The 18,780-nt window shown below is 45.2% G+C and carries 15 protein-coding genes and 1 tRNA gene; 9 read left to right on the forward strand and 7 right to left on the reverse strand.

Going from position 1 to position 18,780, the window contains the following annotated elements:
- The first annotated feature begins 8 nt into the window (after positions 1-8).
- Positions 9-860 carry a BT_3987 domain-containing protein gene (locus IDJ77_RS07465; RefSeq protein ID WP_191188313.1) on the forward strand — a complete coding sequence of 284 codons (852 nt, stop codon included), beginning with the start codon at positions 9-11 and terminating at the stop codon, positions 858-860.
- A gap of 333 nt (positions 861-1,193) precedes the next feature.
- Positions 1,194-2,129: a peptidase associated/transthyretin-like domain-containing protein gene (locus IDJ77_RS07470; protein WP_191188314.1), complete on the forward strand. Its 936-nt coding sequence runs from the start codon at positions 1,194-1,196 to the stop codon at positions 2,127-2,129.
- A 199-nt stretch (positions 2,130-2,328) separates the two neighbouring features.
- Here the strand turns inward: IDJ77_RS07470 and IDJ77_RS07475 are convergent, their stop codons facing one another.
- Both IDJ77_RS07475 and IDJ77_RS07480 read right to left on the reverse strand, forming a co-directional pair.
- Complete coding sequence (locus tag IDJ77_RS07475) at positions 2,329-2,736, reverse strand: DoxX family protein (RefSeq protein ID WP_191188315.1); 408 nt, start codon at positions 2,734-2,736, stop codon at positions 2,329-2,331.
- 19 nt (positions 2,737-2,755) lie between these two features.
- On the reverse strand, positions 2,756-3,676 hold the full coding sequence (locus IDJ77_RS07480) for a S66 peptidase family protein (RefSeq protein ID WP_191188316.1): 921 nt from the start codon (positions 3,674-3,676) through the stop codon (positions 2,756-2,758).
- 133 nt (positions 3,677-3,809) lie between these two features.
- Here IDJ77_RS07480 and metG point away from each other — a divergent pair, with 133 nt between their 5' ends.
- Positions 3,810-5,876 carry a methionine--tRNA ligase gene (metG, locus tag IDJ77_RS07485; protein ID WP_191188317.1) on the forward strand — a complete coding sequence of 689 codons (2,067 nt, stop codon included), beginning with the start codon at positions 3,810-3,812 and terminating at the stop codon, positions 5,874-5,876.
- Positions 5,877-6,001: 125 nt separating this feature from the next.
- Positions 6,002-6,073: transfer RNA gene (locus IDJ77_RS07490), tRNA-Arg, on the forward strand.
- A gap of 76 nt (positions 6,074-6,149) precedes the next feature.
- Here IDJ77_RS07490 and IDJ77_RS07495 read toward each other — a convergent pair.
- Together IDJ77_RS07495 and IDJ77_RS07500 are read right to left on the reverse strand one after the other, a co-directional pair.
- Entirely contained in the window at positions 6,150-6,986 is an 837-nt protein-coding gene (locus IDJ77_RS07495) for a DUF2971 domain-containing protein (RefSeq protein ID WP_191188318.1), read from the reverse strand.
- A 253-nt stretch (positions 6,987-7,239) separates the two neighbouring features.
- On the reverse strand, positions 7,240-7,845 hold the full coding sequence (locus IDJ77_RS07500) for a trimeric intracellular cation channel family protein (protein ID WP_191188319.1): 606 nt from the start codon (positions 7,843-7,845) through the stop codon (positions 7,240-7,242).
- Positions 7,846-8,129: 284 nt separating this feature from the next.
- Here IDJ77_RS07500 and IDJ77_RS07505 point away from each other — a divergent pair, with 284 nt between their 5' ends.
- Entirely contained in the window at positions 8,130-8,747 is a 618-nt protein-coding gene (locus tag IDJ77_RS07505; RefSeq protein WP_191188320.1) for a hypothetical protein, read from the forward strand.
- A gap of 80 nt (positions 8,748-8,827) precedes the next feature.
- Here IDJ77_RS07505 and IDJ77_RS07510 read toward each other — a convergent pair whose 3' ends face one another.
- From IDJ77_RS07510 to IDJ77_RS07520, 3 genes are read right to left on the reverse strand one after another with little or no spacing between them, the layout of a single operon-like run.
- Positions 8,828-9,286, reverse strand: coding sequence for an SRPBCC family protein (locus IDJ77_RS07510; protein ID WP_191188321.1), 459 nt, complete (start codon positions 9,284-9,286; stop codon positions 8,828-8,830).
- Between the two features lie 11 nt (positions 9,287-9,297).
- Positions 9,298-9,621 (reverse strand): ArsR/SmtB family transcription factor, encoded by a 324-nt coding sequence (locus IDJ77_RS07515; protein ID WP_191188322.1) that lies wholly within the window; start codon positions 9,619-9,621, stop codon positions 9,298-9,300.
- Between the two features lie 4 nt (positions 9,622-9,625).
- The gene (locus tag IDJ77_RS07520; RefSeq protein WP_191188323.1) at positions 9,626-10,054 is read right to left on the reverse strand and encodes an SRPBCC family protein; all 429 of its coding nucleotides are present in this window, start codon (positions 10,052-10,054) and stop codon (positions 9,626-9,628) included.
- Positions 10,055-10,318: 264 nt separating this feature from the next.
- On the opposite strand from IDJ77_RS07520, the gene IDJ77_RS07525 reads away from it, so the two are divergent.
- From IDJ77_RS07525 to IDJ77_RS07540, 4 genes are all read left to right on the forward strand, one after another.
- Complete coding sequence (locus tag IDJ77_RS07525; RefSeq protein WP_191188324.1) at positions 10,319-13,993, forward strand: MBG domain-containing protein; 3,675 nt, start codon at positions 10,319-10,321, stop codon at positions 13,991-13,993.
- 93 nt (positions 13,994-14,086) lie between these two features.
- Complete coding sequence (gene rhaT / locus IDJ77_RS07530) at positions 14,087-15,175, forward strand: L-rhamnose/proton symporter RhaT (protein WP_191188325.1); 1,089 nt, start codon at positions 14,087-14,089, stop codon at positions 15,173-15,175.
- A gap of 149 nt (positions 15,176-15,324) precedes the next feature.
- Entirely contained in the window at positions 15,325-17,445 is a 2,121-nt protein-coding gene (locus IDJ77_RS07535; protein WP_191188326.1) for a bifunctional aldolase/short-chain dehydrogenase, read from the forward strand.
- A gap of 60 nt (positions 17,446-17,505) precedes the next feature.
- Entirely contained in the window at positions 17,506-18,780 is a 1,275-nt protein-coding gene (locus IDJ77_RS07540) for a TIM barrel protein (RefSeq protein ID WP_191188327.1), read from the forward strand.

Genomic DNA, 18,780 nt, shown 5'->3' on the forward strand with positions numbered 1-18,780 from the left:
ACATTAAAATGAAAAAGATATCATATTTAAAAAATATTTCGATGTTGCTGGGCTTAGCGGCTGTAGTGAGCTTTAGCTCATGCCTTAAGGACAAAAACTTCGTTGATTTTGCCGCTGTTGGTGTTACGGTTGAATTGCCGCTGGCTCCGTCGGGAATCCAGGCTCAATCTTTCGAGATTAGTTCAACACCAGCAACTTTTCAGATTGCTGTAAATGTAGCTTCGCCGAAACCACTTTCAACTCCGTTGGATGTTACTATCGCGGTTGATCAGGCAGCATTAACAGCATATAACACCGCAAACTCTACAAGTTACGAGCTTTTGCCAGCTGCAGCTTACACTCTTTCCGGGACAAAACTTACGGTTCCTGCTAACCAACGTTTGGTTTACTTAACCGTAACTGTTAAAAGCAGTGTTATTGATCCTTCAAAAGCGTATGTATTACCAATATCATTGGTAGACGCAAGCGGTCAAACCATTAATGCAAACTACCATACTTTGCTTACAATAGTTGGTGTGAAAAACAAGTATGACGGGGTTTATAAGGCAACCGGGAAATTCGTTCGTGTTGGTTTAGATGAACGCACTATCAATCAGAATAAATCACTGTCCACTGTTAATGGTAATACCGTACAGTCATCGGTGGCTGATCTTGGTTCACCTTTAAACCTAACAGTTAATGCTGATAATAGTGTAACTGTAACGTTTGCTGGTTCTAGTTTAACAACCTTACCGGCTGAATACACTCAGGATGGTGTTAATACTTATGATCCTACTACAAAGACCTTCACTTTGCATTACCAATACAGAAGTGGCGCGCGTACAACTGAAGAAAAATTAGTTTACGTAGGTCCGAGATAGTAATAACAAATTATTTCAAAGGCCGCCCTCTGGATTCAGTTGGCGGCCTTTTTTATAAATAAGGTTTTAGTTGCGATTCAAATTTTTGAATCTGTAGGCTCCCTACATCGGCGTACGTTGGCATTCACTCATTTAAGTTGAGTGGATAGCGTAAGGTGAAAGGCTGATTTGAATAACATATTTTTTATAGTTGTTACTTGAATTTTTTTAGGATTTGACTTAACAAAACTTTTATATTTGGAAAAATCTAATTAAACCTTAAACTTTATTCGCCGTCTAACTCACCAAAATCTACGTTAACGGATTCAATTTTAAACCCAAACCAGCCCTCTTATGAAAAAACTCGCGTTATTGAGCGCTTTACTGCTTGTAGTAAGCCTGTCGTTTGGCCAAACCGTTGCGGTGCAAGGCACAGTTGTTGATTCGCAGGGAAAGCCCGTGCCATTTGCTTTTGTAAGAGATTCGCAGCACGCGTATGCCACGTATGCTGATGGGGAGGGTTCGTATGCGCTAAAAGCCGATGCTACTTCTAAGCTTATTGCTACTGCTAAAGGATTTGGTGCTGCAAGTGCCACTGTTAAAGAAGGTGGCGTGAACATTACCTTACCCGCAGGCGATGGCAGCGCCGTAAGCACTTCGGCCGGCAATATGTTCAGCGTACACAGCGAAGCTACTACTGCTACAATTTTGGGTAGTTTTGCAAGCACAACGGAGGTACAGGGAAGCCGCTATCTGTCGGAAAATTGGATGCACGGCTTTGCTATCGGCACCGATGACGGCGTTATACAGGACCCCGCCCAACTATTTAATTACGACATGATGGGCGGCGATATTATATACACTGCCGATCAAAAAGCCATCAGCACGGTGAATAGGGCAAATGTAAAAAGTGTTTCGCTTTACGATGACAAGGGCGTGGCAACCAAACTTGCCTATGTACCGGCGGTAGATAATTCGCACTATGTAAAAGTATTGGCCGATGGCCCTAAATATAAAATGTATAAACAGATCATTATACGCTACATGAAGGCTACCTACCAAACAAACGGCATGACCTCTACCGGCAATAAATACGACGAGTATGCGCCAACCTACTTGTACTTTTTTGCCAAAGGCAACGATGCGCCGGTGAAATTCAACCCCAAAAAGAAAACATTAAAGGAGCTGTTTGCTGCTGATGCGGATAAGTTAGATAAGTATATGTCCTCAGCAAAAGGCGACATCGACGATGCTTACCTCACCGCTTTGGGCGACGCGTTGAACCAATAAGCATTCAGGGCGGGAAATAACCCGGGGAAATCGCTTTTATAAATTTTACAGGCTTATTCAGTAATGATTTAGTCAAAATCACAATGTTCGGGCTTGTTCGGGCTGTTTGCGCTCCATGTCGAACGCGAACAAGCCTAAAAAGTATTGAAATTATTGTCAAAATCCGTAAAGGAGGCCTTGCTTAGTGCAAGGCCTTTTATTATTTCTTATCCACGCTATAGCGCCCCGGGCCTATAAAAAACAGGCCTGCAAAAACCACGGCATCCTCAATGGCGTGTGCTGCACCATCCAAGCCGTCCCCTTTGCCAAAATGCGTTGCAGCAGCCACTATCAAATTGATCAGCAGCAGCAAACACGCCGGGCGAAACGCCAGCCCTAATATGATCAGTAAACCGCCTACCGTTTCGGTAAGCGCGGCCAGCAAACCCCATACCATAGGTAAAAAGGTGATACCTACATACTTTGTTGAGCTGCCCAGCCCCGTCCACATTTCTTTACCGCCCATTAGTTTGGGGTAGCCGTGGTAAATGAACATTGCGCCCAATCCAACCCGGATAATGAGGAGGCCAAAATCTTTATACTTGTTTAAACCGCTTAAGTAAGCCATATTTTTTTAGTTTTTTGATTTATTTAATAAATAACGATGCGCCATCTAGTTTTACCGATAGTTTAGCGGTTTGGCCAAGTATCAGGCTGCAATTATTGGATACATGCCCCGCCGGAAAATCGAAACAAACGGGGTAATTGTAATCGCTAACCACGTCCAAAACAATCTCTGGTATGGTTTGCCCAAAGGGGATATCATTATCCTTCATATCGGTAAAACCGCCAACTATTAAACCAACGAGGTTTTTGAGCTTATCTGCCCGTTTAAGGCAGCGCAGCATCCGGTCGGCCGAGTAGAGGTATTCGCCCACATCCTCTATAAATAGTATTTTACCGTTGTAGTCCACATCGCTTACCGACCCATTGGTGGCTACTAAAAGGGATAGGTTGCCGCCGATTAGTATTCCGCTGCAGTTGCCTGCTCTGTTAATCGAGTTTGGAGGGATCTGATATGCTAAACCCTCGCCGAAAAGCGCTAACCGCAATGTCTCCAGCGAATGGGCCGAGGCATCGGGTATGTTCAACGGCATTTGCCCGTGAATGCAAGCCAGGTTATAATTGCTGATGATATGCGAATGCAATAAAGTAATATCGCTGAAACCCACTACCCATTTGGGATGGCTTGCCAATCTGCCAAAATCAACCTTATCTATCATGCGGATGGTACCATAGCCGCCGCGGGCCGCGATAATGGCTTTGATGCTGTCGTCATTAATAAAGCGCTGCATATCCCCGGCACGGAGGTCGTCGTCGCCGGCAAATTGGTGGTAAGATGCAGTTACGGTTTCGCCAAGTACAACCTCAAGGCCCCAGCTCTGTAATAAACTGATGGCATCCGTCATCGGGATGGGTAGCTTTTTTGCCGGGCAGGTAATGGCAACCTTGTCGCCTTGTTTTAGGTAAGGTGGGATTATTGAGTCCGAATGTCCGAAAGTCCGCATAAGTCCGAAAGAGGAATTAGTAATTCAATGATATAACGATAATCCCTTTTTCTTTCGTCTTTCGGACTAACAGCCTTTCGGACTTTCTGACTTAAAAAAATTATCTTTGCAAATTAATAAACATACCTGCTTAATGTCGCAACTTAATAAATATAAAAGATATACCATCACCTCGGCCCTGCCTTACGCCAATGGACCGCTGCATATAGGCCACCTGGCCGGCGCTTACCTGCCTGCCGATATTTTTGTGCGCTACCTGCGGTTGATGAAAAAAGATGTGGTATACATTTGCGGGTCTGATGAGCATGGCGCGGCCATCACTATAAAAGCAAAAAAAGAGGGCACTACCCCGCAGGCTATTATTGATAAATATCACAACCAGATAAAAGATAGTTTTGCCGAGTTTGGCATCTCCTTCGATATCTATCACCGCACTTCATCTGCCATACATCATGATCTTTCGCAGGAGTTTTTCCTGAATTTATACGAGAAGGGTGAGTTTATCGAGAAGTTTTCGGAGCAGTATTACGATGAGGATTTCGACCAGTTTTTGGCCGACCGTTACATTACCGGCACCTGCCCGGTTTGCAGCTATGATAAGGCTTATGGCGACCAATGCGAAAACTGCGGTACATCCCTAAACCCTACTGATCTTATTAATCCTATTTCCACCCTAAGCAATAAAAAGCCTGTACTAAAACCAACCAAACATTGGTTTTTGCCGCTTGATAAATACCAGCCCTGGCTGGAAAAATGGATTGACGAGAAGGAAGGCGAATGGAAAGTAAACGTATTTGGCCAATGCCGCTCGTGGTTAAAATCGGGCCTGCAGCCACGTTCGATGACCCGCGACCTGGATTGGGGCATTGATGTGCCACTTGAAGAAGCCAAAGGCAAAAAGCTATACGTATGGATGGATGCGCCGATAGGTTACATCTCGGCCACTAAACAATGGGCCATAGACAACGGCAAAGACTGGCAGCAATACTGGAAAAAGCAGGCTAATGCCGAAGACGATGCCTGCCTGATGCACTTCATTGGCAAGGATAATATTGTGTTCCATTGCATCATATTCCCGGCGATATTGAAAGCGCATGGCGATTATATTTTGCCGGAGAACGTGCCCGCCAATGAGTTTTTAAATTTAGAAGGCGATAAACTTTCTACCTCGCGCAACCATGCCGTTTGGCTGCATGAGTACCTGGAGGAGTTCCCCGGTAAACAGGATGAATTGCGCTATGTGCTTACGTCGATACTGCCAGAAACCAGCGACAGCGAATTTACCTGGAAAGATTACCAGGCGCGTGTGAACAACGAATTGGTTGCCATTTTGGGCAACTATGTAAACCGCATACTGGTGCTGATGCACAAATATTACGGCGGCAAAGTAGAAACTGATAGCGCAGTGATAAAACTTACCGATGCCAAAATTGATGCAGAATTAGGTGGTTATTACGACGAACTGGGCAAAAACCTGGAGAGCTACCGTTTCCGTGCGGCGATGCAGAACGTAATGGATATGGCCCGTATGGGTAACCGTTACCTAACCGAGCAGGAGCCCTGGAAAACTATAAAAACAGACCCGGAAGCAGCTAAAACAGCCCTGCATAATAACCTGGTATTGGTTGGGCATATTGCAACCTGCCTGCAGCCATTTTTACCCGGAACAGCTGCAAAGATATTTGGGATGCTGAATATTGATGCGATAAGCTTCGACCAGGAAATGGAGTTTGCCAATGGCCACCAGCTAAACCAGGCAGCTTTGTTGTTTGCCAAGGTTGAAGACGAGGCGATGGACATCCAAATTCAAAAGCTGGCGGATAAAAAGCAAGCCTCGGTTGCTAAAATTGTTGCACCCGTGATACCCGCTAAAGCTAACATCAATTTTGATACCTTCGCTCAGATGGATATCCGTACCGGAACCATCTTAACCGCCGAAAAGGTAGCCAAAACCAAAAAGCTTTTAAAACTGACCATTGATACCGGCATTGACGAGCGCACTGTAGTATCGGGCATTGCTGAGCATTACGAGCCCGAAGCCATCATTGGCAAACAGGTAAGCATACTGGTGAACCTGGAGCCACGCGAAATAAAAGGCATCATGTCGCAAGGGATGATATTGATGGCCGAGAACGCCGAAGGTAAGCTAAGCTTTGTAACGCCGGCAGATGAGATGGCAAATGGTTCGGTGATAAGATAAAGATAGATGTGCTAATGTGCAGATTTCAGATGTGCAAATGATTTTGAAAAACTCATCCGAAATTCGCACCTTTGCACTTCTTATAATCTGCATATCTGCACATCCGCATATTTGCACATTTGAAAGGTCCCGTAGTTCAACGGATAGAATAGGAGTTTCCTAAACTCTAGATATGAGTTCGATTCTCGTCGGGACCACATGAATATAAAAGCCTTTAGATGAAAGTTTAAAGGCTTTTCTTATGTTAAATGGGTTGACGCATATCGGGATGATTTAAACATCGGATAACGCGGAACTATTATATCGTTGCTCAACAAGTTGGAATTCCCGGTCAGAAAGGTCCATTTTATAGATGGCTGTCTTTGGGAAATTTGCCTGGCAGAGTCTAACAATTTGAGCCTCATGTATGTTAGATATTTCACTGCCTAAATACATTTTCGAGATTAATTCAGAAGGAATAGCAAGCAAATTTTCTTCCCGTTTCGTAAAGACAAGTCTAATTTCTCTTTCATATTCCCAATCTATCGACTTTGTTTTCATCCACATGATTAAAGGGAAAGGATCGTTGGACGATTCAAATGGATAGTTAGTGCGTTTGTGATTGTACAGTACTCTAAGAAACATTCCCGTCGAATCGTTACTAACTTTTGATAATGTTGCTAAATATCTTATCATTTGTTTGGTGTCGAATTCAAAACAAACGCCAGTATGATCTTTAGCATAATGTGCCCACATCAACAAATTGTTCTTTCTCTCACTAAAGCAACTGATTTTAACTTTGGGTAATATCTTAGCGTTAATTACCTGAACTTGGGTCTTGCCAAAATCCTTTACAAAGTTTAAGTAGAATGGTGAGGTAGTGAAGCCCTTTCGATTTAGAACATTTTTGTATTCACCTTGCTTCAAGGTATTATATATATACTGATCGCTGATCTTAATCAACAATGGATGACAATCAAATGGATCATTGAATTTTAAAGGAGAGTTGAAATGTATTTTATTGTTTTCAAGTAATAGAATACCATTTTCCGCAGATGTGTATTTATATAGGTAATCGAGCTTGGCAACGTGTAATAGGTCATCTAATCTAACCTGATCCGATTGATTCATAGATTTCTTAGTTTAATATAATATAGCAAAGTAGGAATTCTTACTTAGGATTTTTACCCCTTCATTCCATGGAGGGAATACTTGTATTGATAATAAATCTTTGAATACGAAAATCGGCATGAGACAAATTATAAAACCCGTGTGTCAACAAAAGGGTAAAATTACAATGATATCAAAGCTTACCATTTTGTAGTGATTTGACATCGAACGGCATTGAAACCCGTAAATCCGACATGATATATTCTTGTCGAGCCTAAACAGCCGGCAACCGCCAGTTAAATCTCGCCGCCAATAACCTTAATGCGCAAACCACTACAATTGCAACTGTTTGTGCCACCGGAGCGCTTACCACATATAATAACAGGAAGTAAACCACTCCGCCCACGATACAGGCGGAAGCGTAAAATTCCTTATGGAACAGAACAGGGATCTCGCGAAGAAGCAGGTCGCGGATAACGCCGCCAAAGCAGCCCGTGATGGTACCCAAAGCAACGCAGATAGCAGGGTGGATACCCGCGTCCAATCCTTTTTGAATGCCTGTAATGGTAAATAAGCCCAAGCCAAGCGAATCGAATAAAAACAAGGTTTTTGGCAGGTTGTGAAAGATGTTCCTGTATAAAATGGCTACTACGGCTGTCGCTAAAATAACCGAGGGCGCAATGATATCACGCATCCAGGTAACCGGTAGGTTCCCTATCAATACATCCCGTATGGTGCCCCCGCCTATCGCGGTAACAAATGCGATCACAACCACGCCAAACACATCCAGCTTCTTTTCCATGGCAGAAAAAGCCCCCGAAACTGCAAAGGCCATGGTTCCCAGCAGCTCAATAATAAAAACGTATGAAAGATGCGCCATCAATGCAAACTTAACTATTTTGCATGATTTGGTTAATGGTTTGACTTGTATGCCTGGGCTGCAAGGCCATAACACTAATAAAGGGCAGGTGATCGCTTTTAGAGTTCTTACAGGCTTATTCAGTAGTGACTTGTTTTAAATTACAATGTTCGGGCTTGTTCGGGCTGTTCGCGCCCCATGTCGAACGCGAACAAGCGCAATAAAGGCTTATACCTTTGCAAATCACCAAGCTTAATGCGATATTGAAATACTTTTGCGCCGGACGCCTGAAAACCCAATATAGTATGCAAAAAAAACATTCAATTCTGCTGGGGATAACAATCTCTATCTCGTTGTTGCTGATAGCCACATGGTATTATCCCGGTGGGTCGCAGGCTGACAAAAACGCCATCGGGTACAACTGGAAGAATAACTATATAAGTAATCTTTTTGGTGAAAATGCAGTTAATGGTGCCGGCAACGCATCCCGTTTTTGGGCCATCGCGGGAATGATCTTTCTGTCTGCAAGCTTTGCCCTATTCTTTGTTGAATTTTCAAAGAGAATTCCGGCGAAGGGCGCCGCTAAAATCATCAAATACATCGGGGGTATCAGTATGTTTTTTACAGCTTTAATAGCCACTCCGTTGCACGATACGATGATCACGATATCAAGTACGATGTTTCTGATAGGCATGTTTTATATTACAATTTTTGTTTTAAAGTCGAAGCTGCATATTTTTAAATTTCTTTGTGTTGGCTGCCTTTTGATTTATTATGCCACACTATACCTGTATGGCTCCGGCCATGTTAAATTTTTGCCCATCATGCAGAAAATCACGTTTGCCACTACAATAGTTTTGATTTTGGCCTTGAACTATTTTACCAAAAAGGAAGATTTTCAATATACCAAGCCGGGCAAATAAACAACACCAAGAGCAAGGCCGCTAAAATGGTGAGTGGCACATTACTCTGAGCAACGCCCTCTCTTCAATATCAATCCTGATTATGCCGTTGCATTTTCCCCGGGATTTGGCTCACCCTTACCGCTGGTGATGAGGTTACGCAAGCTACCGGTAATATAGCCGGTCCATGCATCGAAGCAGATCTCATAGCATTCATCACTGGGTACTAAGCCGCGGTGCGTAAAATGAACCTGTGTTTTGCCGCCGTTTTCGCTGATCTCAAATTCGATCTGTGTGCCTATCCACTCCGTTTTGTCTGTTGTAAAACTGAAGTAGTTATCCAGCACCAGCCAAACAACTTTTTTGTTGGGCACAACTTCTGTTAACTTTATGGTACAGCGGTGAAGGTCCTTCACCTCGTAGGTAAATTCATCGTTGAGTTTATCCGTACCGCCGTTGATATTTTCAGACCACCATCCGCGAACATTATTGATGGCATGGAATACGGTATCCGGGGTTTGATCTACCGAAAAAGTAGTGTTAAAATCTGGCGTAGTCATGTTGTTTGTTTTTAATTGGGTAATTTGCTATTTAATAAAGTTTCCAATTTTTTCAGTTTCGATGTCCAGAACTCGTCGAAATAAGAGATCCAGGCCTGCAGTTCTTCAAAACCATCCTTTTTCAACGTGCAATACCGTTCGCGGCCAATGTCCTGTATGGAAATAAAACCGGCACTGTATAAGATCTTAATATGCTTTGAAACGGCAGGGCGGCTCATATCGAAGTTATCTGCCAGGCTGTTGATAGTGAGGCTATCTTCCGAAAGCAGCATCAGCATTTTCCTCCTGCTCGGGTCGCCGATTACCTGGAATGCATCAAGTGTTGGTATGGGCATGTTATTAAGCGGTTAAAAGTTTTTCGATATTTTGGAGTTTCTCCACCCAGCCATGAAGCAGGCCGTTGTAAAAGTCCAGGTTTTCTTTTTTTGCGAAACCGCTGTGCTCCAGAAACACTTCTGTGCCTTTATCTTTTGGTTGTAACCGCCATACTACTACCGAATCGAGCGTGATGACAGCATCGCCCGGCCCACTCTTCCAGGAATAGGAAAGTTTTTTAAAGGGGACGATCTCCAGCACTTTGCAGTAAAAGATGCCGTCGAAATCCAGGCTGGGGATGGGATTTGTCCTGAACTGAAAATCGAGCCCCACAACGGGTTGAAAATCGTTTTTCATGAGCCATTGCGCCATGAGTTCAGACTTTGTGAGGTACTCCCAAACCGTTTCGGTTGGATGAGAGAAGAAAAATTGGTGTTTAATAATTTTTGCCATAATAGGTAACTTCTAAGTTACCCAAATGTATAAGTAACTTGTGGGTTACGCAAATTTATTTTACTTTTTATTTTATGCCAGCTTTTTGCAAACCTGTTTTTGTAAGATGCGCAGTAACGCACTCGCAAATAGCTTGAAAACTGTTGCCTTTAAGGCTGATAAGAATGTAGAAAACTTTTAGAAGAATTTGCGGGCTTTTATTATATTCACCAAACTTAAATCTACCCGGGCAGAGGAATGCGACGATGTTTACTGATAATAAGTTTGGTTTTTGCTTTTAGCCTTTACACCTTAAAAATTCAGGCGCAAACAATAGCCTCAGGTACGGCCTCGGGCACTATTACGGGCTGCGTTGGCTCACCTTCGATAAGCCCGAATATTCAGCAATTTACTGTTACCGGCAGTAGCTTAACAGCCGGTATCACAGCGACCGCTCCGGCAAACTTTGAGGTATCTGCAGCCGCTAATAACGGGTACAGTAATACGGTTACACTGGTGCAAACCGGCGGCGCGGTGAATAGTGTCTTGTATGTTCGCTCCGCAACCTCTGCGGGAACAGGCAGTATATCGGGCAATGTACAGCTAACATCACTGGGCGCTGCAACAAAAGATGTGGCTGTACACGGAACCGTAAATGCTTTGCCTACTGTAGATGCGGTGCCCGGCCAAATACTATCCAACGGAGAATTAACAACCCCGATCAATTTCACAGGTACGGGCAAAGCTTTCAGCTGGACCAGCAATACGCCAGGCATAGGCATTCCCGCCAGCGGCATGGGAAACATTCCCTCATTTGCAGCGATTAATACGGGTAGCAGCCCCATCACAGCAACGTTTACCGTTACGCCGGTGCCTGCCGGTTTTATTTATACAGCCAACAACAACGGTAATTCCGTATCTGTAATTAACTCGGGCGATAACAGTATTGTGGCCACTATACCTGTGGGGCAAAATCCGATCAGAACCATAGTTAGCCCTGATGGTACCCGTATTTATGTGATGAATGGAGGGGGAAATAGCGTGTCGGTGATCGACTGGCTCACAAATACTGTTATAGCTACTATTCCCGTAGGGCAAAGCCCTGTTTACATGTCGATGTCACCTGACGGCAGCTGGATATATGTATCAAATTCGGGTTCAAATAACCTTACGGCCATCAGCACTATTACAAACACGGCAGTTGCTACAGTACCCGTAGATCTGGCCCCGTCAGTTTCAGCAATTAGCCCGGATGGGAAACACTGCTATGTAGCAAGCCTTTTTTCGGGCAATATTTCCGTTATTAACACACAAGCCAACCTGATAGAAGCCACGATAAGCAATATAAACAATGTTACCGATATGCAGCTAAGCCTTGATGGCTCGCGCTTATATATTACCAGCGCAGCATTAAATAAAGTCGTTGTTATTAATACTGCTACCAATGCATTAGTAACTTCGGTACCGGTAGGCAACTTTCCTTTAGGTCCATCTTTAAGTGCCGACGGCCAGCATTTATATGTTCCAAGCGAGTATGACGGAACGGTTACGGTGATCAATACATCAACCTGGGCGATAGAGGAAACAATACCGGTAGGTGCCTTTAGCATGGGTTCAGTTATTACTCCAGACGGAAAATTTGTATACTCGGTGGGCCACATATCGCAAACGGTTTCGGTTATTAATACCCTCAATAATAGCGTAGTTGCAACTATTCCGGTTCCCGGGTTGTTGGGCCCTCCAAGCATTAGCAGCGATGGCAGCCGCATCTACATACCCGACGATGGGAATAACACCATACATGTTATTAATACCCTTACAAATACGTTGATTGCTACTGCGCCGGTAGGCGCTAACCCCATATTATATAATAATTCCATCAGTAAAGGGAATGGATGCAGTGGTACACCGGTAACATTTACCATTACGGTAAATCCGCAGGTACCTGTTATCACCGCATCGGGTGCCCCCGCGTCGCTTAATACGGTTTTTGGCACTGCTTCAACATCAACCAGCTTTACTGTGTCGGGTACTAATTTGCCCGCGGGTATTTTGGTAACGCCTCCGCCCGGTTTTGAGGTAAGTATCAATAACAGCACATTTAGCAGTACGGTAACAATAGGGAGTGCGGGCGATATTGCATCCACTACGGTTTATATACGTTTAACATCTGTGGATAACGCCGCAAGCTATTCGGGTAATATCGTGTTAAGCGGCGGCGCGGGAGTTGCAAATGTAAATGTGCCAATGCCAAACAGCATTATAGGCCCGGCCCCTGTTACTATTACGGGCAACTACGGCAAATATTACGGAGATGTGTTGACAGATTACACTTTGTATTATAACGACCCCATTGTTAAGTTTAATCCTGCTGGGTTGAAGAATGGTAACACATTTAACTCAATGGAGTTAAAATTTGGCGCAGGCGCGGCGGCCAACTCACCGGCAGGAATGTATAGCGGATCGTTGATCGTATCGGCATTTACCGGTGGCAACGGTTACCTGCCGGGTAATTACGTTTTTACATATATGCCTGTTGATGTGGTTGTAATCCCGGCGCCGTTAACCATTGCAGCAAAAAATATAGACAAGCCATACGGTACAACTCTCACTGACTTGCCGGCTGCTACGGACTTTGACCAGACCGGGATAAAAAATTCCGAAACCGTTGGAAGCGTCCGGATAACCTACGGTACAGGGGCGGCAGCGACAGCGCCGACGGGTGTATATTCAGGATCGGTAACAGCGTCTAATGCTGCGGGCGGGACATTCTCTCCATCTAACTACGATATAAGATATGTGCCGGCAAATATTACGGTTGGCGCGGCGCCCGCCCCTGCCATCACCGTTACCGGTCCATTGTCGCCGGTTAATACCATTTATGGTACCCCATCTAACGCAACAACCTTTAACTTATCGGGCACCAACCTAACTAATGTTGTTAACATAACCGCTCCGCTGGGCTTTGAGGTAAGCGGCGATAACATTACATTTAACAATATCACGGGAGTAGGAGGATCGGGCGGCTTTAATAATATCCCTATTTATATAAGATTATCAAAACTAACACCTGTAGGAACCTATAGCGGCAATGTTTTATTGAATAGTGCAGGCGCGGCACCCGTTACCATAACCATGCCTAATAGTACGGTAACCCCGGCACTTTTAACTATTTATATTACAAATGTTAATAAAACGTACGGCGATGCCATAGCGGGTAGCTCGGCATCCACTCTTTTTATACCGCAGGGTTTGCAAAATGGAGAGTCGGTAGGTAGTATCACTACAACATACATCCCGGATGCGGCATCGGCCAACTCACCGGTTGGTGTGTATGCCGATGCTATTAATGGCTCTTTACCAACCGGGGGAACTTTTAACGCGGGCAATTATTCTATTACCTATATCGCGGGCCATATCTCAATCGGGCGGGCAGCTTTAACTATTATTGCTGATGATAAAACAAGGGTATACGGTGAGGCTAATCCCGTATTTACCTACCATTACACAGGTTTTGTAAATAATGAGGATGAAGCGCAGCTAACAACATTGCCCGTACTTACAACAACGGCAACTGCTGCATCGGCTGTCGGCAGTTACCCTATTACGGCAAGCAGCGCTATCGCCAATAATTACACAATAGCATATGTGCCGGGCACGCTTACCATATCACCCGCCCCTGTTGTACCGCCTGCTGAACTCGTTATCCCCAACACCTTTTCGCCAAACAACGATGGCGTAAACGATACCTGGAACCTACCCGCATTAGCGGCTTTCCCAAAATGCAGGGTGAATATATTTAACAGGTACGGTACAAATGTTTTTACCGCCATTGGCTACAAAACCCCCTGGGACGGGAAATACAAAGGCGCCAACCTGCCAACCGGCGTTTACTATTACGTCATCAACCCCGAAAATGTAAAAAACATCGTGTCGGGCTATGTTACCCTGCTCAGATAGTAAAAATATTTTCGCTGCCAATACAGTGCATAACAGTTATCAAATTTCGGTTACTTAGCTTAGCATTGTTATTTACCAATTAACCTAATTTTCATGCAAGCAATATTTGGGATCATATTCCATTTTATCGGTGGTTTTGCCTCGGGCAGTTTTTACATACCTTATAAAAAAGTAAAGGGCTGGGCTTGGGAAAGCTTCTGGATTGTCGGCGGCATTTTCTCCTGGCTTATTGTACCGCCCGTAGCGGCATGGTTAACCGTTCCGCATTTTGTGGAAATCATCAAAGCTACCAACGGCGGCATCCTGGGTTTAACCTATTTCTTTGGTTTATTATGGGGCATAGGCGGCTTAACCTATGGTTTGGGCGTTCGTTACTTAGGCGTATCGTTGGGCAGTACCATCATATTAGGCCTGTGCTCAGTATTCGGAGCTTTGGTGCCCGCTGTTTTTTACCAATTCTCACCAACGGCCGGTAAAGACAGCATCGGTACGCTTGCTTCAACCCATTGGGGACAAATGGTTTTATTGGGCATCCTCGTCTGCGTTATTGGTATTATTATCTGCGGCCGTGCCGGTACTTTAAAAGAACGCGACCTGAACAAAGAGGGCGCTGTAGTTAACGAAAATAAAGAGTACCGCTTTGGCCTGGGTATAACCGTTGCCATTATATCCGGGGTATTAAGCGCTTGTTTTGCTTTTGGTATTGATGCCGGTGCAGATATGGCCAACGCGGCAAACGCAGCCTGGCGAACAGCCAACCACATTACTGATAATGCAAATTTCCTGTATAAAAACAACGTTACTTATATAGTGATCCTTTGGGGCGGTTTAACTACCAACTTTATATGGTGTATGATATTGAACGCCCGCAATAAAACATTTGGTAACTATACCGACAGCAAAACGCCACTGTTAAAAAACTATATCTTCTCGGCTTTAGCCGGCACCACCTGGTTCCTGCAATTCTTTTTTTATGGCATGGGCGAAAGCAAGTTGGGCAATGGCGCAAGCTCGTGGATATTGCACATGGCGTTCATCATACTGGTAGCCAATGGCTGGGGATTGGTATTAAGGGAATGGAAGGGTGTGAGTAGAAAAGCTTTAACAACGGTGATTGCAGGGATCGTAACCATCATCATTTCTATATTGATTGTTGGCTATGGTAATTCTATTAAAGCCTGATTTTGAATGCTGAACCGCCTGAAGGCCGAGTTGCTCAACACAGTGCATAACAGTTTGAAAATATTGGTTAACTAAATTCGAAGCATTAACCCGATGATCCCAAAAACGATGGGCGACTTAAGTAATAATAAAATATAACAATTGAAGATATGTCTGTAGATACTACACAATTTAAACACGTAAGCTACTTATGGGATGATGCTAAGGCTGCAGAACTGGCCGGCGACGAAGTAGCCCTGTTAATATACCGCTCTAACCTGCTTGGTGCCGATCTGCGGCTTACTAACTATGGTGGAGGAAATACCTCCTGCAAGGTGCTGGATAAAGACCCACTGACAGGAAAAGAAGTAGAAGTGATGTGGATAAAAGGTTCGGGCGGGGATATCGGCACCTTGAAAAAAAGCGGCCTTGCTGCGCTATATGTCGATCGTTTAAGAAGCCTAACCAATGTTTACCGTGGTATTGAATTTGAAGACGAAATGGTGGCCTTATTTAATCATAGCATTTTCGATCTTGACTCTAAAGCGCCATCGATAGATACTCCACTTCATGGCTTTTTGCCATTTAAACATATCGACCACCTGCACCCCGATGCCGCCATTGCTATCGCGGCAGCAAAGAATGGACAAAAGATCACCGAGGAATTATTCGGAGGCACCATTGGCTGGGTAGGCTGGCAGCGCCCCGGTTTCGACCTCGGGTTGCAGCTGAAAGAATGCCTGGATAATAACCCCGGCATCTGCGGCATTATGCTGGGTTCGCATGGCCTGTTTACCTGGGGAGATACCGCTTATGAAAGCTATATCAACACCCTGGAAGTGATAGAAAAATGTGCCGAATACCTGGAACAAAGCTATGCCAAAAACGGCAGCGTGTTTGGCGGCCAAAAGATTGAAAGCCTGCCCGAAGCCGACCGTAAAAAGCAAGCGGTTGCCCTGGCGCCGATACTGCGTGGTTTCTGCTCCTCTAAAACGCAGATGATTGGCCATTACACCGATGATGCAAGAGTACTGGAATACATTAACTCTAACGACCTGGACCGCTTAGCCCCGATGGGTACCAGCTGCCCCGATCACTTTTTGCGTACCAAGATCAGTCCGCTGGTTTTAACGCTTGCACCGGGTGAAGACCTGGGCGATGTTACCGCCATAAAAGAAAAGCTTAGCCCTGCATTTGAGGAATACCGCAAAATGTACGAGGATTATTATAACACTTGTAAACACCCCAACAGTCCCGGCATCCGCGATGCCAACCCGGTGGTAATATTGTACCCGGGCGTGGGAATGTTCACTTTTGCTAAGGATAAACAAACAGCAAGAGTTGCCGCGGAGTTTTACATCAATGCTATCAATGTGATGAAGGGTGCCGAAGCGATCTCGGAATACACCTCCCTGCCACGCCAGGAAGCCTTTGATATCGAATACTGGTTGCTGGAAGAAGCAAAACTACAGCGTATGCCCAAGCCGAAGGCCTTATCCGGCCGTGTTGCTTTGGTGACCGGCAGCGCCGGCGGCATTGGTAAGGCCATCGCTAAAAAGTTTGCAGAAGAGGGCGCGGTTGTCATCTTAAACGATATGAACGCCGAGCGTTTAGCCGGCGCTTACGACGAGTTTGTAAAACAATTTGGTAAAGATGCCTGCACAACTGCCTCGCTGGATGTTACCAGCGAAAGCCAGATCCAGGATGCGATAGCCACCGCCATACTGGCCTTTGGAGGTGTTGACCTGGTTGTTAACAACGCCGGCCTATCCATCTCAAAAACCATAGGCGACCATACCGAAAAGGATTGGGACCTGCTATACGACGTACTGGTAAAAGGGCAGTTTTTTGTTACACAGGCCGCAGTTGCCGTAATGAAAAAACAAGCAATTGGTGGAGACATCATCAACATCGTAAGCAAAAATGCCTTAGTAAGCGGCCCGAATAATGCCGGGTACGGCAGTGCGAAAGCCGCACAACTGCACCTAAGCAGGCTAAATGCCGCCGAGCTGGGTGCCGATCATATCCGCGTAAATGTAATTAACCCTGATGCGGTAATAAGCGATAGCAATATATGGGCCGGCGGATGGGCCGAAGGCCGTGCTAAGGCTTATGGCGTTACCGTTGCCGAGTTGCCTGCTTATTACGCTAAACGGACCTTACTTAACGAGGTGATCCTGCCTGTGGATATTGCCAATGCCTGTTTTGCCTTAACCGGAGGCTTGCTCAGCAAATCAACCGGGAACGTGATCAACGTAGATGGCGGCGTTGCAGCGGGGTTTGTAAGATAATACCCATAAATTTTTGAAATTACAGCCGGCTAACCACCGGCTAAACCAAATTATAACCAAATGCAAATTGAGAAACACAAGGTTGATGAGCTTAATCATCAGCTAAGCGCTAAGCATACAAGGCAGTTTGAGCATATTTCCACCGACGTTGAGAACGTTGAGGAAGTGCTGAAAAAGCTCGGCGCTTTTAACGTTGCCATACCAAGCTGGGCCCTGGGCACAGGTGGTACCCGCTTTGGTCGCTTTTCGGGCGGTGGCGAGCCGCGCAGCCTGGAAGAAAAGATAGCTGATGTAGGTGTGATACATGCCTTAAACAAGTCGAGCAACTCTATTTCCCTGCACATCCCCTGGGATATCCCGGAGAATGCCGCGGCGATGAATGCACTGGCGGCGCAGCACGGTTTACATTTTGATGCCGTAAACTCAAACACCTTCCAGGATCAGAAAGATCAAAAGCTGAGCTACAAGTTTGGTTCGCTGCATCATACCGATAAGGCGGTGCGCAAGCAGGCCATTGAGCATAATATCGAGGTGATCAAATACGGTGTGCAGCTTAATTCAAAGGCACTCTCGGTTTGGTTATCGGATGGCTCCAATTTTCCCGGGCAGTTAAACTTCCGCAAGGCGTTTCAAAACACGCTGGAAAGCCTGCAGGAGATTTACGAAGCCTTGCCCGATGATTGGAAAGTTTGGGTAGAATACAAACCTTACGAACCAAACTTCTACTCCACTACTATCGGCGATTGGGGCCAATCTTACCTGTTGGCATCCAAACTTGGTCCAAAGGCGAGTACGCTGGTGGATCTGGGGCATCATCTGCAGGGCACCAATATCGAGCAGATCGTATCTATATTGCTGATGGAGAATAAACTTGCAGGCTTCCATTTCAACGATTCTAAATACGGCGACGACGACCTTACTGTAGGCAGCATTAACCCTTACCAGCTGTTCCTGATATTTAACGAACTGGTAGAGGGTATGGATGCAAGAGGGATGAACCACGCGACGGGCCTGGGCTGGATGATAGATGCTTCGCATAATGTTAAGGACCCGGTAGAAGATCTGCTGCAGTCGGTACAGGCCATTAAAATTGCTTATGCTCAGGCGCTGATAGTAGATAAAACGGCATTAACGGCGGCGCAGAACAACAATGATGTGGTTTTGGCGCAGGAGATCTTACAGCAAGCCTATCGCACAGATGTTAGGCCCCTGGTTGCCGAAGCCAGCCTGCGAAACGGCGGCGCGTTAGACCCGGTGAATGCCTATAGAACGTTAAGCATCCGCGAACACCTGATAAGCGAGCGTGGTTTAAAAACCGTAGCTACGGGATTGTAG

Origin of the sequence: Mucilaginibacter pankratovii (assembly GCF_014773265.1) — a bacterium.
Classification (GTDB): Bacteria; Bacteroidota; Bacteroidia; order Sphingobacteriales; family Sphingobacteriaceae; genus Mucilaginibacter; species Mucilaginibacter pankratovii.